This is a genomic window from Mesorhizobium sp. WSM4312 (assembly GCF_002294875.1).
Classification (GTDB): domain Bacteria; phylum Pseudomonadota; class Alphaproteobacteria; order Rhizobiales; family Rhizobiaceae; genus Mesorhizobium.
Genome location: NZ_NSFU01000006.1, coordinates 212,944 through 232,231, shown reverse-complemented (window position 1 = coordinate 232,231; position 19,288 = coordinate 212,944). Strand labels below are relative to the sequence as shown.

Annotated in this window: 20 protein-coding genes; 12 read left to right on the top strand and 8 right to left on the bottom strand. The window is 63.9% G+C overall.

All coding sequences use genetic code 11. The annotated features are described in order from the left end of the window. Positions 1-21 precede the first annotated feature (21 nt). Complete coding sequence (locus tag CK228_RS11815) at positions 22-402, bottom strand: response regulator (protein ID WP_245438011.1); 381 nt, start codon at positions 400-402, stop codon at positions 22-24. A gap of 148 nt (positions 403-550) precedes the next feature. Between CK228_RS11815 and CK228_RS11810 the strand changes: the two genes are divergently transcribed. The 3 genes from CK228_RS11810 to CK228_RS11800 all read left to right on the top strand — a co-directional run bounded on the left by CK228_RS11810 (position 551) and on the right by CK228_RS11800 (position 2,229). Continuing rightward, positions 551-1,312, top strand: a complete 762-nt coding sequence (locus CK228_RS11810; RefSeq protein WP_095787968.1) for a Crp/Fnr family transcriptional regulator — start codon at positions 551-553, stop codon at positions 1,310-1,312. A 123-nt stretch (positions 1,313-1,435) separates the two neighbouring features. After that, on the top strand, positions 1,436-1,762 hold the full coding sequence (locus tag CK228_RS11805) for a DUF883 family protein (protein ID WP_069090305.1): 327 nt from the start codon (positions 1,436-1,438) through the stop codon (positions 1,760-1,762). 8 nt (positions 1,763-1,770) lie between these two features. After that, positions 1,771-2,229, top strand: a complete 459-nt coding sequence (locus CK228_RS11800; protein WP_095787967.1) for a hypothetical protein — start codon at positions 1,771-1,773, stop codon at positions 2,227-2,229. Positions 2,230-2,261: 32 nt separating this feature from the next. Here CK228_RS11800 and CK228_RS11795 read toward each other — a convergent pair whose 3' ends face one another. Next, entirely contained in the window at positions 2,262-3,794 is a 1,533-nt protein-coding gene (locus CK228_RS11795) for an HWE histidine kinase domain-containing protein (protein WP_095787966.1), read from the bottom strand. Between the two features lie 152 nt (positions 3,795-3,946). Between CK228_RS11795 and CK228_RS35240 the strand changes: the two genes are divergently transcribed. Beyond that, the gene (locus CK228_RS35240; RefSeq protein ID WP_095772162.1) at positions 3,947-4,120 is read left to right on the top strand and encodes a hypothetical protein; all 174 of its coding nucleotides are present in this window, start codon (positions 3,947-3,949) and stop codon (positions 4,118-4,120) included. A 29-nt stretch (positions 4,121-4,149) separates the two neighbouring features. Here CK228_RS35240 and CK228_RS11785 read toward each other — a convergent pair whose 3' ends face one another. Then, positions 4,150-5,070, bottom strand: coding sequence for a diacylglycerol kinase family protein (locus CK228_RS11785; RefSeq protein WP_095787965.1), 921 nt, complete (start codon positions 5,068-5,070; stop codon positions 4,150-4,152). Positions 5,071-5,351: 281 nt separating this feature from the next. Between CK228_RS11785 and CK228_RS11780 the strand changes: the two genes are divergently transcribed. Further along, positions 5,352-6,671 (top strand): PRC-barrel domain-containing protein, encoded by a 1,320-nt coding sequence (locus CK228_RS11780; RefSeq protein ID WP_095787964.1) that lies wholly within the window; start codon positions 5,352-5,354, stop codon positions 6,669-6,671. Positions 6,672-6,700: 29 nt separating this feature from the next. Here the strand turns inward: CK228_RS11780 and CK228_RS11775 are convergent, their stop codons facing one another. Then, positions 6,701-8,269: an alkaline phosphatase family protein gene (locus CK228_RS11775; RefSeq protein ID WP_095787963.1), complete on the bottom strand. Its 1,569-nt coding sequence runs from the start codon at positions 8,267-8,269 to the stop codon at positions 6,701-6,703. A 226-nt stretch (positions 8,270-8,495) separates the two neighbouring features. On the opposite strand from CK228_RS11775, the gene CK228_RS11770 reads away from it, so the two are divergent. The 4 genes from CK228_RS11770 (at position 8,496) to CK228_RS11755 (ending at position 11,557) form a co-directional block, all read left to right on the top strand. After that, positions 8,496-9,428 carry a VOC family protein gene (locus CK228_RS11770; RefSeq protein WP_095788049.1) on the top strand — a complete coding sequence of 311 codons (933 nt, stop codon included), beginning with the start codon at positions 8,496-8,498 and terminating at the stop codon, positions 9,426-9,428. A 3-nt stretch (positions 9,429-9,431) separates the two neighbouring features. Continuing rightward, positions 9,432-10,052, top strand: a complete 621-nt coding sequence (locus CK228_RS11765; protein ID WP_095772166.1) for an alpha/beta hydrolase — start codon at positions 9,432-9,434, stop codon at positions 10,050-10,052. 2 nt (positions 10,053-10,054) lie between these two features. Continuing rightward, positions 10,055-10,354 (top strand): GNAT family N-acetyltransferase, encoded by a 300-nt coding sequence (locus tag CK228_RS11760; protein WP_095772167.1) that lies wholly within the window; start codon positions 10,055-10,057, stop codon positions 10,352-10,354. A 144-nt stretch (positions 10,355-10,498) separates the two neighbouring features. Further along, positions 10,499-11,557, top strand: a complete 1,059-nt coding sequence (locus CK228_RS11755; RefSeq protein WP_095772168.1) for a dipeptidase — start codon at positions 10,499-10,501, stop codon at positions 11,555-11,557. Positions 11,558-11,567: 10 nt separating this feature from the next. Here CK228_RS11755 and CK228_RS11750 read toward each other — a convergent pair whose 3' ends face one another. Genes CK228_RS11750 through CK228_RS11735 form a run of 4 tightly spaced genes read right to left on the bottom strand, consistent with a single transcriptional unit; the run spans position 11,568 to position 16,250 of the window. Continuing rightward, entirely contained in the window at positions 11,568-11,813 is a 246-nt protein-coding gene (locus CK228_RS11750) for a hypothetical protein (protein WP_095772169.1), read from the bottom strand. A 2-nt stretch (positions 11,814-11,815) separates the two neighbouring features. Further along, the gene (locus CK228_RS11745) at positions 11,816-13,075 is read right to left on the bottom strand and encodes an aminomethyltransferase family protein (RefSeq protein WP_095787962.1); all 1,260 of its coding nucleotides are present in this window, start codon (positions 13,073-13,075) and stop codon (positions 11,816-11,818) included. A 3-nt stretch (positions 13,076-13,078) separates the two neighbouring features. Continuing rightward, on the bottom strand, positions 13,079-14,644 hold the full coding sequence (locus tag CK228_RS11740; RefSeq protein WP_095787961.1) for an NAD(P)/FAD-dependent oxidoreductase: 1,566 nt from the start codon (positions 14,642-14,644) through the stop codon (positions 13,079-13,081). Then, positions 14,631-16,250: an NAD(P)/FAD-dependent oxidoreductase gene (locus CK228_RS11735; protein WP_095787960.1), complete on the bottom strand. Its 1,620-nt coding sequence runs from the start codon at positions 16,248-16,250 to the stop codon at positions 14,631-14,633. The genes CK228_RS11740 and CK228_RS11735 overlap by 14 nt, the downstream gene beginning before the upstream one ends. Before the next feature lie 278 nt (positions 16,251-16,528). Here CK228_RS11735 and CK228_RS11730 point away from each other — a divergent pair, with 278 nt between their 5' ends. Genes CK228_RS11730 through CK228_RS11720 form a run of 3 tightly spaced genes read left to right on the top strand, consistent with a single transcriptional unit; the run spans position 16,529 to position 19,144 of the window. Beyond that, positions 16,529-17,320: a methyltransferase domain-containing protein gene (locus CK228_RS11730; RefSeq protein ID WP_095772173.1), complete on the top strand. Its 792-nt coding sequence runs from the start codon at positions 16,529-16,531 to the stop codon at positions 17,318-17,320. A 27-nt stretch (positions 17,321-17,347) separates the two neighbouring features. Further along, on the top strand, positions 17,348-18,013 hold the full coding sequence (gene betI, locus CK228_RS11725; protein ID WP_245318091.1) for a transcriptional regulator BetI: 666 nt from the start codon (positions 17,348-17,350) through the stop codon (positions 18,011-18,013). A 48-nt stretch (positions 18,014-18,061) separates the two neighbouring features. Further along, positions 18,062-19,144, top strand: a complete 1,083-nt coding sequence (locus CK228_RS11720) for an ABC transporter substrate-binding protein (protein ID WP_095787959.1) — start codon at positions 18,062-18,064, stop codon at positions 19,142-19,144. Positions 19,145-19,288: the final 144 nt, after the last annotated feature.

The following is a 19,288-nucleotide window of genomic DNA, read 5'->3' as shown; positions in this document are numbered from 1 at the left end:
GTCGCGGAACCCGGATCTATCTCACCCTGGAGAGCCGCGCCCATAGGCCAGCGCCACCGCTTCGACGAGATCTTCGCCTGAATAGGGCTTGGTGACCAGCTTCACCCCTGGAAAGGATGCCTTGATCTCGTCCGCATCGGAATAGCCGGAGGCAAACACGAAAGGCACGCCTGTTTCACGCAGGCCGGCGGCGAATTCGAGCGTCGATGTGCCGCCCAGCATCAGATCGACGATGGCCGCGTCGAATTGCGTCGCGACCTTTCGGCCATTGAGCTCGGCCAGGTCGCGGGCAACCACCACCTCGCCGGCGCCGTGGTCGCGGCAGAGCTGCTCGACATCCATGGCGATGAGGAATTCATCCTCCAGGACAAGAATTCGCAATCCGTCAAGCAAGTGGGGCACGGGTAATTCGCTCCTTGAAACGCTGGGGAGTCATGATCGCAATTCGGCGCACTGTCATTTAAAAAAGACATGCCCTTTCGCGGAACTCCGATTCAGGCAAAACGTTTAGGCACACCTGCTGACCGGCAGGCTTTCGAAGAGGGTCGAAATGCCAGGCCAGAATGGGCGTAACTTATCCAGTCGGCAGTATCCTTGCGAGAATTGTCCTTTGCGGCCATTGCCGGTTTTCCGCGAGTTCGAAAAGCAGGAACTGGCCTTCATCAGCAGCTTCAAGAAGGGCGAACTGGCGGTCGACAAGGGCGCCACGGTCCTCGTGGAAGGAAGCCACAGCGCCCATCTCTACACGGTGCTGTCCGGCTGGGCGTTCCGCTACAAGCTGTTGCCGGACGGTCGCCGACAGATCCTCAACTATCTCATGCCCGGCGATCTCATCGGCCTGCAAGGCAGCGTCATGGGGGAAATGCAGCATTCCGTCGAGGCCCTGTCGCCGATGCTGCTTTGCGTCTTCGAGCGCGACAGCCTGCATGAACTCTACCGCAACCATCCGGGTCTCGCCTACGACATCACCTGGATCGCGTCGCGCGAAGAACGCATGCTGGACGAGAACCTGCTCAGTGTCGGCCGCCGCAGCGCGATCGAGCGCGCCGCCTATCTGATTGCCTTCATCGGCAGCCGTGCCAAGGTCGTGGGGCTGAACGGCAAGCAATCCATCCAGATTCCGATCACCCAACAACATATCGCCGACACGCTTGGCCTTTCCCTGGTTCATACCAACAAGACGATCCGAAAACTGATGGATCGCAAGCTGATCCTCTGGCGCGATGGCGGTTGCGAGGTGGTCGATGCGGAAGGGCTCAAGCAGCTCGCCGGCTGGGAAGGGCTGGGCGAGGGGCGTCGCCCCCTGATCTGAGACGCTTCTGGCCATGGATCGACGATTGGTGCGTATGCGCGTGTTTTCGGCTAGTTTGCCACGATGCCGGAACCATGAGACGCAAGGCGCGTTTGAAATCGAGCAATCACAAGGAGTTAAGCAATGGCAACCGCCGCAGGGAAGACCGCCAACGAGGCGCGGGCGAATTCGGACCTCGAAGCCGACATCAGGCAGTTGAAGGCCGATATCGACAAGCTCACCAAGCAGTTGGCCAAGACTGGCGAACACGGCTATGGCACTGCCCGCCGCGCGGCCACCGAGGGCGTCGAGCAATTGCGCGCGCAGGGCGAAGCCGCCTTCGACAGCCTGCGCGGCAGTGCCAAGGACATCGAGGCGCAGTTGCTGGCAAATGTCCGCGAAAAGCCGGTGACGTCGCTGGCGATCGCCGCCGGTGTCGGCTTCCTTTTCGCGCTGCTCGCGCGTCGCTAGTTCCCCAAATGGGACTTCTGGCATCCCTGCTCTCGGGTTTCGCCTCGGGCGAAACCGTGGCCGCCGTGCGTCGCGTACGTACGGCGGCCATCGTCTATGCGCTCGCCGCTTTGGCGGCTTTGTGCGGTCTCGGCTTTCTGATCGGGGCAGCCTATATCTGGGCCGCCGCCCGCTATGGATCGTTCGCCGCGGCGCTTGACTTCGGTGTCGGCTTTCTGGTGATCGCCGGTCTCGTTCTCCTGGTCCATCGTTTGACGTCGGGCGCCCGTGCCCGCCGCGAGGCAAGGCGGCGCAGCGCCGACATGAAGGCGATCGGCATCACCGCCGCACTCGCCGTGCTGCCGACCTTGCTCAAGGGAAAAGGCGGCCTCGGGGTCATTCTAGGCCCGGTCGTGGCGCTCGCCGCCTATGCCATCTACCGCGAGAATGTGAAGCCCGACGATCCGGATGCCGGCGAGGGGAAATAGCGCCGGCACCCCGGCCTGAGATCAAAGATCCCTCACTTGGACAGATCTTCCAGCGGCATCGATATTTCGGCGAACACCCCTTCCGGCCGGAATTCATGGGTCACTTCGCTTGAGATGACCTTGGCCAGGCTGCGGCGGATGAGGATCGAGCCGAAGCCGTGGCGCTCCGGCGGGGCGACTTCAGGGCCGCCGCTTTCGCGCCAGGTCAGCACAAGGCGGCGCTTGCCCTTCCTGCCTTGCGTCTTCCAGTCGAGGGCGACCTTGCCCGATGCAATCGACAGCGATCCATGTTGCAGCGCGTTGCTGGCCAGTTCATGCAGGATAAGCCCGAGCCCGACGGCCTGGTCCGGCGATAGCAAGAGATCGGCGCCGGAGATCGCGATGCGCGGCTGGTCGGCGGTGTCAAACGGCCTGATCTCGATCTGGACGAGTTCGCGGATGCCGATGCCGCGCCACTCGCGGTCGGACAAAAGGTTGTGGGCGATGCCCAGCGCCTGAAGCCGGGCGCCGAAGGCTTCGAGGAATTCGCTTGGCTGGCGGGCATGACGCACGGTCTGCGTCGCCAGCGCCTGGACGGTCGCCAGCGTGTTCTTGACGCGGTGGTTGAGCTCGCGCAGCAGAAGCCGCTGCCGCTCGTCGCCGAGCTTGCGTTCGGAGATGTCGTAGTTGACGCCGAAGATCAGCGTCGGCTTGCCGTCGCCGTCGCGTTCGATGACGCGGCCGCGCGTGGCCACCCAGCGCGGCGGATGAAAACCTTTCACCCGGTATTCGCCGAAATAGTCGTCGCTGCCGGACAGGGCATCGCGAAAGCGGGTTTCGGTCTGGTAGACATCGCGCGGATCGATGGCGGTCAGGATGTCGTGCGCCCGCAGCCGGGTGGAGCGCGGCAGGTTGAACAGTTCCGACAGGCGGACATCGCATTCGATCATGTCGGTGCGGATGTCCCATGCCCAGCTGGCGAGCGAAGCGGCATCGAGCGCGATGGCGCGCCGCTTTTCCTCGCGCGCCAGGGCTGCCTCGGCCATGGCGCCGCTGCGGGTGGCGTGCTTCAAGGTGAACAGGCTGGCGGCGAGGCCGGCCAGCGTCTTCAACTGGTCGAGCTTGGCCCCGGAGGGATAGGCATGCGGTTTGCGGTCGAGCACGCACAGCGTGCCGATCCTGGCGCCTGCCACCACCATCGGCGCGCCGGCATAGAAGCGCACATGATGTTTGCCGGTGACCAGCGGGTTGGTTCTGAAACGCGGGTCCGTCGCTGCGTCCGTCACCACCATGGGCTCGTCGCCGGCGGCGATGGCATGGGCGCAGAAGGAGATGCCGGTCGCGCTTTCGGTTTCGTCGAGACCAAAGCACGACTTGAACCATTGCCGCTCGACATCGACGAGCGTGACAAGGGCGGTGGGCGCCCGCATCACGGCCGCGGCAAGGCCGGTGATGCGGTCGAAATCCGGGTCAGCCGCCGTATCGAGCATGTCCAGCCCGTGCAGCACGTCCAGCCGGTCTTCGGAATTGACCGCGAGCGCCACCTCAGCCGGCAGGCTCGCTCGTATTTCTACCTGGTTATCCACCCCAAACCCCAAATGCCCATGCCGGTCTTCGCCGTCCTGCCGACGCACCGGCCCGTGACAAGCTTGCCCCGGAACCATCCTAGCGAGGAACCGTTACCCGACCGTGATTTGCCGAGTGCGCCAACGGGCGCAAAACGAAACAAGGACCGGCCATGCCCAAGATCATTCCCGAGGACAAAGCGCGGCAGGGGCGGTGGGGCTGGCACGGCCTGCGCATCCTGATCGCCGCGTTGCTTCTGGCCTTTGCAGCCTGGGGCATTGCCGAAATCTATGGCGAGGTGGCCAAGACACCGGCGACGCAGCAAGGAAGTGCGCCGAGCGGCTAGATTTTCGGCCGTCACGGTTGGAGATTTCATCAGGCGGCCTTTGCCGCGGCAATGCTGGCCGGCACCAGGACATTCAGCGCGCCGGGCTGGATTTCGATCGTCGTCTCAGGCTCGAGCCTGACCAGTTCGCCATCCATGACGGCGCGGAACTTTCTGCTGCCGGAATGGATTTTCAGGACGGCGCGGTCAGCCTGGTGGATCTCGACATGTTCATTGTCGCGCCATTTTCCGCGCGCCACGTTGAATAGGAATTTCATCAGTTCGGCGCGCTGTTGCGCCACCGTGACGTAGATGCCGAGCACGCCGCCCGAAGGATTGTCCGCATAGGGCAGATGGCCTTCACCGAACAGATTGTTGGTGACGCCGATGCCTGAGATGCGCGCCGTCATCTCGGCCCTGCCGATAGCGAGCGTGACGTTCATCGCCGGCGGGTTCTTGATTGTCGCCCATGCCGCCTTGGCCGAAGCGCCGATCTTGCCCAGGCGCGAGCCGAATTCCATTCCCTGACGCAGTTGCACCATCTTCGCATGCATGCCGATCGAGAATTGATGAACGAAGGGACGGCCATTGGCGGTGGCCATGTCGACGGCGATGATCTCACCGTCGGCGAAGGATTTCAGCGCGGCATCGAGCGACTGCGGAATGCCGAGGCCACGCGCGAACAGGTTCATGGTGCCGGCCGGCAAGATGGCGAGCGCCTTTTTCTTGCCCATCAGCCTCGCGGCCGCCGCTGAAATGGTTCCGTCACCGCCACCCGCCAGCACGACATCGACGGTGCCGCGCGAGGCGGCGCTGTCGAGGCTCTCCACGACGTCCTTGCCGGCAACCACGTCGATGCTCAGCGAATGGCCTGCCGTTTCCAGCGTCTGGCGCATCCGGTCGGAGAAGGCGGCGAGGTCGGTGGCGCGCAAGGTGCCGCCATCCCGGTTCAGCACCGCTGCAAATTTCATGCCCCGCTCCGTTATGTCAAAACGGGCCAGGACGAACCCAGCCACAGGCTGAAACGTGGCGATACCGGAAAGGTTCCGCTGGAAACGGCGCAATTCAGCGCGTGTTCATCAGCGCCCGCGCAACTGCTGCGTGTTTTTCCGGCGCGAAATCCACGCCAGTTTTGTCGGAACAACGGCATGGTCACGACGTTGTGAACCCGTGGAGATGCCGCGCCCGATCTTCCCAGCGACGGTTCAATCGGGCGCGGCGTGCATGAAGTCAGGCACCAGGAGAGACTACCATGATACGCACCCTTTTTACCACGACCGCACTCGCAACGTTGATCGCGACCGGCGCGTTCGCGCAGAGCACGACGACCCCCGCACCTGCCGCACCGTCCGTTCAGGAGCCGGCCGCGGCCGCTCCGGTGGCGCGCGCCGAAGGCAGCATCGTCACCAACATCATTGGAGAATCCGTCTATAACGGCACCAGCGACGACGCCGAGAACATCGGCAAGGTCACCGATGTCGTCTTCGACAAAGACGGCATGGCCAAATCCGTCGTCATCGGCGTCGGCGGCTTTCTGGGCGTCGGGGCGAAGAATGTCGCCTTCGACTATGACAAGCTGCAATGGGCCGAAAAGAACGGCGACCGCTGGCTGGTGGCCCAGACAAGCAAGGACGAACTGAAGGCGCATGCGGAGTTCGACAGCAAGCCCTACGGGCCTGCGCCGGCTCCTGCCACTTCCACCGACGCGGCAGCACCGAAAGCGCCTGCGACGACGGATACCGCACAGGCTCCCGCAGCCGCTCCGGCCGAGCCGGTGAAGCGCGCCGACGGCAACCTAGCCACCAACATCATTGGTGAGACTGTCTACAACGGCACCGGCGACGACGCGCAGAAGATCGGCAGCGTCAACGACATCGTGCTGTCCAAGGAAGGCAAGGCCGAATCGCTGGTGATCGGCGTGGGCGGCTTCCTTGGCCTCGGCGCCAAGAATGTCACCTATGATTTCAACAAGGCCCAGTGGGCGGAGAAGAACGGCGACCGCTGGCTGGTGGCGCAGACCACCAAGGAAGAGCTGCAGGCGCAGCCGGATTTCAACCGCAAGGCCTATGATCCGGCACCGGCAACGACGGCATCGAATGAGCCGGCGCCAACAGCTCCGGCCGCGACCACCGCTCCCGCCGCCGCCCCAGCGGACAAGACGGCCGCAGCACCAGCGGCTACGACCCCTGATGCCACCGCTCCTGACCAGACGCAGACCGCCGCCATCGACAAGTCCAAACTGACCGCGATGCCGGTCGGCGAAATCAAGGCCGACGATCTGAAGGGCACCACGGTCTACGGCGCCAATGACGCCAAGGTCGGCGAGATCGGCGATGTTGTGTTGACGCCCGACAAGAAGACGGATGCGGTGATCGTCAACGTCGGCGGCTTCCTCGGCATCGGCGAGAAAGAGGTGGCGGTCGGCCTGGATAATCTGAAGTTCATGACCGACAAGAACGGCAAGAAGTACCTCTACACGACCTTCACCAAGGAACAGCTCGAGGCGCAGCCTGCCTATGACAAGGGCAGCTATGCCGAGAAGCGCGACGAGCAGCGGTTGATTGTGAAGTAGGCAGTAGGGCAGTAGGCAGTAGGCGCGCCCTATTGCCTACTGCCTATTCCCTTGCTCACATGTCCCACCACGCCATTTTCCGTCAGCTCCGCCAGCGCCAGCGACTGGTCGAGATGTTCGGCGCGCCAGGCGAGAAGCTGCTCGGCGAATTGCAGACGGGTGGACAGATGCGCAGGGCTGGTGGCGAGGTTGGTCAGTTCGCCAGGGTCTGCCTCGACGTTGAAAAGCAAAGGCGGCAAACCGCCGCCAAAATGCACGTATTTGAATTTTTTGGTGCGGATGACCGCCAGGTTGCACTGGCGCGAGGCAATGCCGAAATGCGCTTCGGCGTCGCCGTCTGCGATCGAGCGAAAATCGAACTCCCAATGCGCGGCGTCGCGCCAGGTGGCGGGGCTTCCGCCGCTCAGGAATGGTTTCAGCGAGCATCCGTCGAGATGCGGTTCAGGGGGCTCGCCAAGTAGGTCCATAAGCGTGGGCAAGATGTCTACCGCTTCGGTGAAGCGATCGACCGTGCTGCCGGCCGCCTTGCGATGCCGCGGGTCGCGAATGATCAGCGGGATGTGGTAGCTGCCGTCGAAGTAGCCGCCCTTGCCCAGCATGAAATGGTCACCCATCATCTCGGCATGGTCCGAGGTGAGAACGATGATGGTGTCGTCCCACGCGCCTGAAAGCTTGAGCGCCTGCCATATCAGGCCAAGCTGGGTGTCGACCTCCGAGATCATGCCGTAATAGATCGCCCGGATGCGGCGGAAATCATCCTCGCTCCAGTCGTGCACCTTGCCAGCGGCGCCGGGGCGGAAATTCGCGCGATACCGCCGGCTGAGATCATAGGCGAGATAGGGATGGCCCTGCGCTTCGGCCCGCCAGCTTTCCGCACGGTGGAAGGCCGGGCCGTCGGCCGGATCGTATAGCGTGTTGTAGGGCTCTGGCACGATGAAGGGCGGGTGCGGGCTGATGAAGGACAGATGCGCGAACCAGGGCGTGGCCTGTTCCTGCTCGCCGAGCCAGCGGATGAACTCACCGGCAAGGAAAGCCGCCGGCGTATGGTCCTTCGAATAGATTGGCGGCGCCTCGGTCACGCTGTCATCGTCTTCCTCGCCGGCAGGACGGTGGATGTCGGGAGAACCGGCGCTGGCATCGATGCCCTGCTGCTTCAGCCAGGAGAGCCACTGCTTTTGATGCTCCGGCAGCAGCTGGCGCACAGTGAATCCGGGCAGCACGCCTTCATAGGTTTTCAGCCTCGGATCACCTGAAGCCAGCAGGCGCGGGTCGAGCGACACGTCGGTGTAGCCGAACAGCGTTGGATCGTAGCCGATGCCGCGCGCGTGCTGCGCGATGTTGCCATGACGGGCGTCGAGCGGTGAGCCGTTGCGGCAGACGCGGTTGTTCATCTGGTAGAGGCCGGTGTAGAGGCAGGCACGCGCTGGCGAGCAAGGGGCCGCGCCGCCATAGTGCTGCTTGAACAGCACGCCCTCGGCGGCCAGCGCGTCGGCATTCGGCGTCTTCACCACGGGATGGCCGGCGGCCGACACGCAGTCACCGCGCCATTGGTCGCAAGTGATCAGGAGAACGTTCGGGCGCCTGGCTTTTCCTGTCACTCGCGATACCTTTCGCTGCATGGTCGAATGCCATTCATGGAACCGATTTCCGCCAAGGGCGCAAGACCGCCCGTGTTAGTCGATTGGTGAACAAAATTCTTTCCATCGTTCACTTTTACAGCACAGTCCATTCTGTGTTTGGCGCCTTTGCCGCAAGCGGTCGCGTCCTCATATTGGCGTGGACAGCGGCGAGGGCCGCACAAACAACAAGGGAAGGAGCAAGACAATGCTCGACCAGATCAAGGGTCTCCATCACGTCACCTCGATGGCCAGGGATGCCCGGCAGAACAATGATTTCTTCACCCACAAGCTCGGCCTGCGCCGCGTCAAGAAGACGGTCAATTTCGACGCGCCCGACGTCTACCATCTTTATTATGGCGACGAGGTTGGCACGCCCGGTTCGGTGATGACCTATTTTCCGTTTCCCAACATCGGCAAGGGCCGTCCCGGCGTCGGCGAAGTCGGCACCACGGTCTACTCAGTGCCGGAAGGCACGCTCGCCTATTGGGAAAAGCGCTTCGGCGACGAAGGCGTGAGCGGTGTTTCCCGCGAGGAGAGTTTTGGTGAGAAGCGCCTCAGATTCGCCGGCCCCGATGGCGACGGTTTCGCGCTTGTCGAGGACAAGGCCGATAGCAGAGCGCCGTGGGCCAAAGGCGGCATCGCGACCGACGAGGCGATCCGCGGCTTTCACTCGGTTTCGCTCAGGCTGAAGGATGGCGGCGCCACCGAGGAGCTGTTGAAATTCATGGGCTACGAGGAAGTCGACAAATCGGGCAATGTCAGACGGCTTGCCGTGAAGAACGGCAACGGCGCCGATGTCGTCGATATCGAATCGCTGCCGACCGCGGCCTTCGCCGACCTTGGCGCCGGCTCGGTGCATCACGTCGCCTTCGCCGTCGAGAACCGCGCCAAGCAGCTCGAAGTGCGCAAGGCGTTGATGGATACGGGCTACGGGGTGACGCCGGTGATCGACCGCGACTATTTCTGGGCGATCTACTTCCGCACGCCGGGCGGCGTGCTGTTCGAAGTCGCCACCAACGAGCCGGGTTTCGACAGGGATGAAGACACCGCGCATCTGGGTGAAGCGCTGAAGCTGCCGACGCAGCATCAGCATTTGCGGCCCTATCTCGAACAGCATCTGCAGAAGCTGGAAGGCTGAGCCATGAGCAAGGACACTTACATCCACAAGGTGCTGCCCGGTTCGCCGGGCGGTCCCATGCTTTTCGTCTTCCACGGCACCGGAGGTGACGAGAGCCAGCTTCTGTCGCCGGGGCGCGATCTCGTGCCCCAGGCCACCATCATCTCGCCGCGCGGCGATGTCTCCGAATACGGTGCGGCGCGCTTCTTTCGTCGCACCGGCGAGGGCGTCTACGACATGAGCGACCTTGCGCGGGCAACGGACAAGATGGCGGCCTTCGTGAGGGCGCATGTCGAGGCTGCGAAGCCCACGGCGGTGCTCGGCCTCGGCTATTCCAACGGCGCCAACATACTGGCGTCCGTGGTGTTCGCCGAGCCCGAACTGTTCGACGCCACCGTGCTGATGCATCCGCTGATCCCGTTCGAACCGCGGGTCAAGGGCAGCCTCGCTGGCCGCCACATGCTGCTGACCGCCGGCAAGCGCGATCCGATCTGCCCGCCGAACCTGACGACGCGGCTCGAGGCCTATTTGCGTGCCGACGGTGCCGATGTCACAGTGGAATGGCACGAAGGCGGGCACGAGGTGCGGCCAAATGAAATCGAAGCGGCCCGGCGGCTCTTTGCCGGTGTCGCTCAAGGAGTTTAGACATGCCCGACCAACTGCCTGAAATCGAACTGGAAGACCGCGGCTCCAAAGGGCGCTATGTGCTGCGTGGCCCCGGCGGCGCCGAGGCCGAGATGACCTTCACCAAGATCGGTGAACACCAGATCATCATCGACCACACCGAAGTGCCGGACGCGTTTCGCGGCCAGGGCGCCGGGCTTCGGCTCGTCACCCGCGCCGTCGAGGATGCGCGCGCGGCGGGCAAGAAGATCATCCCGCTGTGCCCGTTCGCCAACGCCCAGTTCCGCCGCCACGCGGAATGGGCCGACGTGCTGAAACAGTAGGGGAGCGCAGCACGTCATCGATAGGCTGCAGCGGGGATAAGGGGCAGTCCCCGCTGCCGGTTGGCTTTGTCATTTGCCGCGACCGGATATCTTGCCTAGATATGATGTCTCGCCGTGCCGACAAACGAACTGAATGATCCCCCGATGACCGAAACCGACCTCGTCCCCGTCTTCGACGGCCACAACGATACGCTGCTCAGGCTGTATCAATCGAAGGACAGGGACGTCGAAAAGCTGTTCGTCGAAGGCAAGTCGGGCGGCCATATCGACCTGCCGCGCGCCAAGGCGGGCGGCTTCGCCGGCGGCATGTTCGCGATCTTTCCGCCGCCGGTCGAGAAAGCCAGGCGCAGCGCCGTACCCTTGGCGCCGAGCGACAGCGAGCCGCTGCCGCCGGAGGTGCCGCGCGCCGATGCGCTCAACTCGACAATCGCGATGGCCTCGATCCTGTTTCGGCTGGAGCGGGCTGGGGCTCTGGCCGTCTGCCGTACAGCCGGCGACATACACAACGCCATGGCCAAGGGCACGATCGCCGCGGTGTTCCATATCGAGGGCGTCGAGGCGATCGATCCCGAACTGACCATGCTCGACGTGTTGCATGCCGCCGGCCTGCGCTCGCTCGGCATCGTCTGGAGCCGGCCGAATGCTTTCGGTCACGGCGTGCCGTTCCGCTTTCCATCCTCGCCGGATACCGGCCCGGGGCTGACCGATGCCGGCAAGGCGCTGGTCAAGGCCTGCAACGAACTGAAGATCATGATCGATCTTTCGCATCTCAACGAGAAAGGTTTTCGCGATGTCGCTGGTCTCAGCGACGCGCCGCTGGTCGCCACCCACTCCAACGTGCATGCTCTCTGCACCCATTCACGCAACCTCACCGACTGGCAGCTCGGCGCCATACGCGAGTCCGGCGGCATGGTCGGGCTGAACTTCGCCACCGGCTTCCTGCGCGAGGACGGCCGCATGAATGCCGACACCAGCCTCGACATAATGGTGCGTCATGTCGATTCCCTGCTGCAGGCGCTGGGTGAGGACGGCGTCGGCCTGGGCTCCGATTTCGACGGCGCCATGATCCCGGCGGTCATCGGCGACGTCGCCGGCCTGCCGAAGCTGATCGACGCCTTGGCCGCGCGTGGTTTTGGCCGTGCCCTGATCGAGAAGATCGCTTACCGCAACTGGCTGAGCATGCTCGAAAGAACCATTGGGTAGCGCGCTGGCGCTACTCGAAACCGATCCTTTTGAGCCAATCCTTGCCGACGCCGCGGTCGCGGATGATCGGCAGCGGATTCTCCTTATCGAGCCGCGCGCAGATGCGGTAGACCTCGAGCGTCTCGGCGCTCATCTCGCCGCGCTTGTAGAAGAACATGGCGGCGGCATAGCGCGTGCGGCCCGACCATTTTTCGCCGAGCGGCGTGTTGACCAGCTCCCACTGCTCGGCGGCCTCCAGCTCCGCTTCGTCGGTCATGGTCAGAAATCCGCCGGCGGAGTGGCGGTGCGGCGGTCGAGCTTGATGAAGGGCCGCGCCACCATCGTGGCCCGTTTCATCAGCTTCTGATACTGCAGCTCGCGCATGGCGTAGATCTCGACCCAAAGGTCTTCCACGACAGTATCACCATAGGGCCGCGCCAGCGAGGCGATGGCGATGTTGCGCTTGGCCATTGGCGACCACATGGCGGCGCTGACCAGTCCGACCTCCTGATGCTTCCTGTGATAGACGATGGCGTGTTCGGCCGGGATGTTGCCCTCGATCTCCAGCCCGACCAGCACATGGCGCAGCCTGCGTTTGGCGCGCGCCTCGAGGATGGCGCGGCGGCCGTTGAAATGGGCTTTCCGCGGATCGATCATGAAGCCGAGACCGATCTCGTCGGGCCTGCGCAAGCGATCGGCGCGGATGGCGTGCTCGGCGGTGGTGAAGTCGGCATTGGCAACGATCAGCCCGGCCTCGAGTCGCGCGCGATTGAGGGCGGTGTAGCCGATGGCGCGGATCCCGCGCAGCTCGCCCGCCGCCATCACCCGGTCCCAGAGGCCCAGCGCCTTGTCGGCCGGCACGAACAGTTCGTAGCCGAGATCGCCGGTGAAGCCGGTGCGCGAGATGGTGACGGATGTGTGGTCGTGCGGGAAATCCGCAAGGTCGAAAACCCTGAGCTTCTCGACACCAGCGAAGCCGGCATCGCGCAGCACGGCGAAGGAGGTTGGCCCCTGCAATGCCAGCCCGGCGACGGCCTCGGTTTCTTCCTCGACGATGACGTCGAAACCAATGGCGCTGTCGAGCAGCCAGGGCAGATGCCGCTCCTGCGAACACAGGCGGAAACGCGTCGGCGACAGGCGAAACAGCGTGCCGTCGTCGAGGACAAACCCCCCGTCGTCACACCATGCCGTGTAATGGACACGGCCGGGCCTGAGCTTGGTGACATCACGCAAGGTGACACGATCGAGGAAGGCTTCGGCATCCGGCCCCTCGATCCGGTATTTGGTCATCGGCGAGATGTCGAACAGCGCCGCCTGGCTGCGGATCGCGAAATATTCGAGTTCCTCGTCCCACAGCGAATGCGGCGCGCGGTAGCCGGCCCAATTGTACCAGTCCTGGGTCTTGGCCAATGCGTCGAGGCGGGGCTGGAACGGCGTGCCGAGGCGCAGCGTGCGGAAATGCGATTGCGCGGCGATGCGGGCGCAGAGAGCCGCATCGGCCGTCTTTGCAACGGACTTCTTCCTGGTTGCCTGGGCCATGACCTATCCCTTCATCGCAATGATGCGCCGCGCGGCGTTGAGGCCTGGGGCCCCGGAGACGCCGCCACCGGGATGCGAGCCGGCGCCGGCCAGGAACAGCCCTTCGAGCGGCGTGTCGTAGCCCGACCCGCCGGAGACGGGCCGCGAGATCAGCATCTGGTCGGCCTGCAGCTCGCCATGGTGCCAGTGACCGCCGGGCAGGCGGTGGCGCATCTCGATATCGGCCGGTGTCAGAAGCTCGGCGTGAACGACGCTCTTGCCGATGCCGGGCGCGTAAGCCTCGAGCTGCGCCATGATCGCCTCGAGGAATTTCGGCTTGCCGGCAACCCAGCCTTCCTTCAACGCGTAGGGCGCGTATTGCACCACTGCCGACAGCACACAGGCGCCGTCGGGCGCGAGCGACGGGTCGGCGAGGCTGGGCAGCGTGATTTCCAGCACCGGCTCAGGCGAGAATTCGCCATACTTGCATGGGTTGAAGGCGCGCTCGACATGATCGGACGAGGGCGCGATGACCAGGCGGCCCTTTTGAGCGGCGGCATCGGCACCGGTGAATTGCGGCGGCCGGTCGAGCGCCAGATGGAGCTTGGCGGCGTCGCCCTTCATGCGGATGTTTTTCATCTTGCGCACGAAACCGGTGTCGATCTCGCGCGGCCCGACAAGGTCGAGGAAGGTCGTTGCCGGATTGATCGCCGAGACAACAGTCCTGGCGCGCAGTTCCTCGCCACTGTCGAGCGCGACGCCGACGGCATGGCCCTTCTCGACGGTGATTCTTGCCACGGCAACCGACGTGCGGATAGCGACGCCGGCCTTCTCCGCCGCGGCGCGAATGGCGGCGACGACGGCGCCCATGCCGCCTTGCGGCAGCACCTGCGCACCGGCCGTTCCGCCGGTCTCGCCGGCCAGGCGATAGTAGAGGCCGAGCAACGAGGTTGGCGAGCGTGGGCCGAGATGGCTGCCGAGGGTGGCGTCGAAGGCGAGCAGGCCTTTCAGCCTGATATCTTCAAGTTGCTCGTCGAGCAGGTCGGCGACGTTCATCAAGAGCACGCGCAAGAAGTCGCGCATGTCTTCCTTGCCGAGTTTTTTCAGCGCCAACGCGGTCTGGCCAAGCCCTGCGGTCTCCATCAACGACATGCCGGCGAGATCGGGCGGCCGGCGGGAGAGGAAGGGCTTGAGGATGCCGGCATAACGCAGCAGTTGCGCGCGCAAGTCCTTCCAGGCGGACTGTTCGGAGGAACTGGCGCCGGTCAGCACCTCGCCATAGGCGCCATGCAGCATCAGCGCCGGACCGTCCATCGCTAGCGCCACAGACGGCAGGAAGTCGGCGCGGGCGAATTGCAGCCCATGCGTCTCCAGTTCCAGCGTCTTCACCACGTCGGGGTGCAGCCGATTCAGCAGGTGAGCGATCGACGAGACGCGAAAGCCCGAGGCGAATTCCTCGGTGCGCGCGGCGCCGCCGACTTCTCTGCCTGCCTCCAGCACCAGCACCTTGCGGCCGGCCTTGGCCAGCGTGGCGGCGGCGACGAGGCCGTTGTGGCCGCCGCCGATGACGATTGCATCAAATGACGTCATGGGCCGGGCTCATATGCGAGGTGGATTTGGCAAGATCGCGCAGGATTTCGGCTGCCGCATTGCGGCCGGGCGCGCCCATGACACCGCCGCCCGGGTGGGTCGAGGAGCCGCATATATAGAGCCCGCCGACCGGCGAGCGGTATTGCGCGTAGCCCGGCACCGGGCGGTTGAACAGAAGCTGGTCGAAAGTCAGTTCGCCCTGGAAGATATTGCCTTCGGTGAGGCCGACCTCGGCCTCGATTTCGCGCGGCGTGCGCACCTCCATATGGACGATGCGGTCGCGGAAGCCGGGCGAGTACTCGGCGATCTGCGCGATCACGCTTTCGGCGAAACCGTCACGGTCGGCATCGGTCCAGTCGCGGCCGTTCACCTTGGGCGGCGCGTATTGCACGAAGCAGCTCATGAAGTGCTTGCCCGGCGGCGCCATGGTCGGGTCGAGCGTCGTCGGGATGACCATGTCGAGGAAGGGATCGGCCGACCAGCGCCCGGCCTTCCAGTCGTCATAGGCGCGCTCCATGCGCTCCATCGAATCGGTGAAATGCATGTCGCCGCGATAGACCGGCGAATCCTTCGGCAGCGCCGGGAATTCCGGCAGCGAATCCAGCGCGATGTTGACCTTGCCGGAGGAGCCGCGGATCTTGAAGTTCTTCACCCGGCGCAGGAAAATGTCGGGCAGTTCCTTTTCCTCGACGAGCTTCAGGAAGGTGCGCTTCACGTCGGCATTGGAGACGACGAGCTTGCCGTAAACCGCCTCGCCGCCGGCCAGCACCACGCCCCTGGCCTTGCCTCGGCTCACCAGCACATGGTCGACCTCGGCGCTGGTGCGGATGGTGCCGCCCGAGGCCTTGAACGATGCGGCCAATGCCTTGGTGACCGCGCCCATGCCGCCGCGCGCATAGCCCCAGGCGCCGACCGAGCCGTCGACCTCGCCCATATAGTGATGCAAGAGCACGTAGGCCGTGCCGGGCGACATCGGTCCGAGCGCGGTGCCGATGATCCCCGACAAAGCGAAGTTCGCCTTGATGACATCGGTCTCGAAATACTCATCGAGGAAGTCCGAGATCGACATCGTCCAGAAGCGCAGCGTGAGCGCCATTTCTTCCGCCGACAGGCCGGCGAATTTCTTGCCGAGATAGAGCAGTTCGCCAAGGTCGCGCGGCTTGAAACTGGTCGGGTCGGGCGCGGTGCGCATCAGCAGCGGCTGGATGAAGCGGCATTGCCGCGTCACGTCGCGAGCGTAGCGGTCATAGGCCTCGGCGTCGCGCCTGGAGAAGCGGGCGAATTCGCGGCGGTGCGCATCATGGTCGCGGTAGTTGGCGAGATAGTCACCATCCCTCGTGAACACCGCGCCGCCCTCATAGGAAATGACCTGCAGGCCGAAGCGCGGCAGTTCGAGGTCGCGCATGATTTCCGGGCGAAACAGCGAGCAGACATAGGAGCAATTGGAATAGAGGAAGCCCGGCGTCACCTCGCGGCTGGTGGCCGCACCCCCGACCCAGCCGTTCTTCTCCACCACCAGCACGTCGAGCCCGGCGCGCTGCAGGTAGCAGGCATTGACCAGGCCATTGTGTCCGCCGCCGATGACGATCGCGTCCCAAGCTTTCATTGTGGCCCGGCCTGTTTGTTTCCAAGCAGTTCCCCAAGGAAAGCGCTACGCGCTTTTCCCGGGAAAACCGCTCGCACCTTTCCTGGAATTGCCCTGTGCGACCCGCTGTTCATTTTTGCGTGATCTGTTCCCGAATACGCGGAATTTGGCATGGTATCGGCCATTCTGTCCAGTCATTCTGAATGAATGTTCAACAAATGATATTGCGTTTTCCCCGGTATGCGCTACGCTTTGCCGGCGTTCGAAACGAGCATTCATCGATTGGGGATCGAGGGCTGATGATCGAAACGGCAGATGCCGAGTATGACGATACCGCCATCCGCTTCCTCGAGGCGCTGTGGGGCGATGGCTACCTGTCGCCGGGTGGACCTGAAGAAGTCGACCGGGTTGTCGAAGGGCTCTCGCTCAAGGGCAAGACGATTCTCGATATTGGCTGCGGCTCCGGCGGCATCACGCTGCATCTGGTCGAGCGCCATGGTGTCGCCCACGCCACCGGCTTTGATGTCGAACAGCCGGTGATCGAGGCGGCCAGGCGGCGAGCCGCCGCGCGTGGCACCGAGCGTGCCAGCTTCATTCAGGCGCCGCCCGGGCCGCTGCCTTTCGCCGATCGCTGTTTCGACGTCGTCTTCTCCAAGGACGCGCTGCTGCATGTGCCTGACAAGGACGGCCTGTTCGCCGAGATCTTCCGCGTGCTGAAACCGGGCGGCGTCTTTGCCGCCTCCAACTGGATGATCGGTCATGACGGCGAACCGTCGCCCCAGATGAAGGCCTATATCGCGGCGGAAGGGCTGTCCTTCGCCATGGCCTCGCCGGTGCGCTATGCGCAAGCGATGCGGCACGCCGGCTTTGCCAATGTCACCGTCAGGGACCGCAATCCCTGGTACCGCGAGGTGGCGCGTGGCGAGCTGGAAAGGCTGAAAGGACCGCTCTATGCGCCGGTCGCCGCCGTGGTCGGCGCTGCCTATGTCGACAAGAACATCAGAACCTGGGAGGCCATGCAGAAGGTCCTTGACAGTGGCGAGCACCGTCCCACTCATCTTCGCGGGTGGAAGCCGGATGCGATTGGATAGCCGGCGATGCTGGAGACGATCACACCCATGAAAACGGCAGACGCCAAGGATGCCCTCCTTGAACCGGCGGGGAAAGCCGAGACCGAGAAGCGGGGACGCAAGGCTTCGAAGGAGGTCCGTCAGCTGCAGCTGATCGAGGCGACGATCGATTCGCTGGCCAAGCGCGGCTATGCCGAGACGACGATGGCCGATGTCGCCGATGGCGCGGGCCTGTCGCGCGGCATCGTCAACTTCCATTTCGAGAGCAAGGAAAAGCTGCTGATCGCGACGCTGCAGCACATGTATGACGAGTATTCGGCGCATTGGCGCGCCGCCCTGCAGAAGGCAGGCGACGATCCGGCGCGGCAGCTGCAACAGCTGGTGTGGGCCGACTTCGACCGCTCGATCTGCAACAAGCGCAAGCTCGCCGCCTGGCTGGCCTTCTGGGGCGAGGCCAAGTCGCGGCCGACCTATCAGGCGCTGAGCAGCTCGCGCGACGCCTATTACCAGCAGGTCTTCGTCGATCTCTGCACGACGCTCAAGCACAGCGGCCCGTATGCCTATGAGCCGCAGGTGATGGCGCTGGCGCTGTCGGCCATGCTGGAGGGGCTGTGGCTGCGGCTGATGATGGGTACCGAGGACACAACGCGCGAAACTGCCTTGCAGGCCGCCAACGCTTTTTTGGCCGCTGCCTTCCCGAAGCATTACGGTTAGCAACAGCCGGCCGCCAAGACCGGCAAGACCAAAAGAGGATGGAACAGCATGAAGAAGCTTAGCCGACGTCTGACATTGACATTGGCGCTGGGTGGCGCGCTTGCGGCTTCGGCGGCAGCGCTTGCCGTTGCCGCCGACAAGGACCTGATCGTGTTCGACTGGTCCGGCTACGAGGATGCGAGCTTCCATCCGAAATATGTCGAGAAGAACGGCGATTCGCCGACCTTCGCCTTCTTCGGCGACGAGGACGAGGCGTTCGAGAAGGTGCGCTCGGGCTTCAAGGCCGATCTCGGCCACCCCTGCTCGCAGAGCGTGACGAAGTGGCGCGAGGCGGGTCTCCTGCAGCCGCTCGACACCTCGAAGATCACGGGCTGGAAGGACCTCAATCCCGGCATCATGGCGATGAAAAATCTCGCCACCACCGATGACGGCAAGGCGTGGTTCATGCCTTGGGATTGGGGCAACACGCAGCTCACCTACAACTCCTCCAAGATCGACGCCAAGGACGTGCAGTCGCTGAAGGCGTTTGCCGATCCGAAGTTCAAGGGCCGGGTGTCGATCGGTGACAACGTCGACGACGCCTATGCGCTGGCGAGCCTCGCCATCGGCCTGAGGGACTGGACCAAGATGACGGACGACCAGTTCAAGCAGGCTTCCGACTTCCTGCGCCAGGTGCACAAGAACGTCCGCTCCTACTGGACCGACACCACCGATATCGTGCAGTTGTTGAGCGGCGGCGAGGTCGACCTTGCCTGGGCCTGGAACGATGCCACGGTGCAGTCCGTCAAGGCAGGCGTGCCGATCAAGTCGATAAAGGATACGAATGAAGGCATCTCGACCTGGGTCTGTGGTTATGTGCTGTTCAAGGGTGCGCCCGGCAACATCGACAAGGCCTATGATTATCTGAACGCCATCAACGATCCGGAGACCGCCAAGGTGCTGGTCAAGGACTGGGGCTATGGCCAGGCCAACGCCAAGGGCATGGCCGGGGTCGACCAGGCGATCCTCAGGGAAAAGGGCTATGACGACGTGCAGAAATTCGTCGACAAGACGCTGTTCCAGTCGCCGCTGCCGTCCGATCTCAAGCTGAAGATGATCGCCGAATTCGAGAAGATCAAGGCCGGGTACTGAGCATGATCCCGAAAAGCGGAGGCCGGTTTTCTCGGACAAACGGGAGCCCGTTTTGTCCAGAGATCGTGCTCAAACAAGGAATGTAAGCTCTCGTCCCGGCTGCCCGCACGCTGCCGGCACGACGGCGGACGGGCCTCGCCAAAG

What these genes read in the sequence shown, in the direction of transcription:
- betI (WP_245318091.1), top strand. Translation starts at nt 17,348, where the DNA reads ATGAAAACGGCAGACGCCAAGGATGCCCTCCTTGAACCGGCGGGGAAA.
- CK228_RS11735 (WP_095787960.1), bottom strand. Translation starts at nt 16,250, where the DNA reads ATGAAAGCTTGGGACGCGATCGTCATCGGCGGCGGACACAATGGCCTG.
- CK228_RS35240 (WP_095772162.1), top strand. Translation starts at nt 3,947, where the DNA reads ATGCCCAAGATCATTCCCGAGGACAAAGCGCGGCAGGGGCGGTGGGGC.
- CK228_RS11765 (WP_095772166.1), top strand. Translation starts at nt 9,432, where the DNA reads ATGAGCAAGGACACTTACATCCACAAGGTGCTGCCCGGTTCGCCGGGC.
- CK228_RS11785 (WP_095787965.1), bottom strand. Translation starts at nt 5,070, where the DNA reads ATGAAATTTGCAGCGGTGCTGAACCGGGATGGCGGCACCTTGCGCGCC.
- CK228_RS11730 (WP_095772173.1), top strand. Translation starts at nt 16,529, where the DNA reads ATGATCGAAACGGCAGATGCCGAGTATGACGATACCGCCATCCGCTTC.
- CK228_RS11750 (WP_095772169.1), bottom strand. Translation starts at nt 11,813, where the DNA reads ATGACCGACGAAGCGGAGCTGGAGGCCGCCGAGCAGTGGGAGCTGGTC.
- CK228_RS11720 (WP_095787959.1), top strand. Translation starts at nt 18,062, where the DNA reads ATGAAGAAGCTTAGCCGACGTCTGACATTGACATTGGCGCTGGGTGGC.
- CK228_RS11770 (WP_095788049.1), top strand. Translation starts at nt 8,496, where the DNA reads ATGCTCGACCAGATCAAGGGTCTCCATCACGTCACCTCGATGGCCAGG.
- CK228_RS11740 (WP_095787961.1), bottom strand. Translation starts at nt 14,644, where the DNA reads ATGACGTCATTTGATGCAATCGTCATCGGCGGCGGCCACAACGGCCTC.
- CK228_RS11760 (WP_095772167.1), top strand. Translation starts at nt 10,055, where the DNA reads ATGCCCGACCAACTGCCTGAAATCGAACTGGAAGACCGCGGCTCCAAA.
- CK228_RS11755 (WP_095772168.1), top strand. Translation starts at nt 10,499, where the DNA reads ATGACCGAAACCGACCTCGTCCCCGTCTTCGACGGCCACAACGATACG.
- CK228_RS11780 (WP_095787964.1), top strand. Translation starts at nt 5,352, where the DNA reads ATGATACGCACCCTTTTTACCACGACCGCACTCGCAACGTTGATCGCG.
- CK228_RS11810 (WP_095787968.1), top strand. Translation starts at nt 551, where the DNA reads ATGCCAGGCCAGAATGGGCGTAACTTATCCAGTCGGCAGTATCCTTGC.
- CK228_RS11745 (WP_095787962.1), bottom strand. Translation starts at nt 13,075, where the DNA reads ATGGCCCAGGCAACCAGGAAGAAGTCCGTTGCAAAGACGGCCGATGCG.
- CK228_RS11800 (WP_095787967.1), top strand. Translation starts at nt 1,771, where the DNA reads ATGGGACTTCTGGCATCCCTGCTCTCGGGTTTCGCCTCGGGCGAAACC.
- CK228_RS11805 (WP_069090305.1), top strand. Translation starts at nt 1,436, where the DNA reads ATGGCAACCGCCGCAGGGAAGACCGCCAACGAGGCGCGGGCGAATTCG.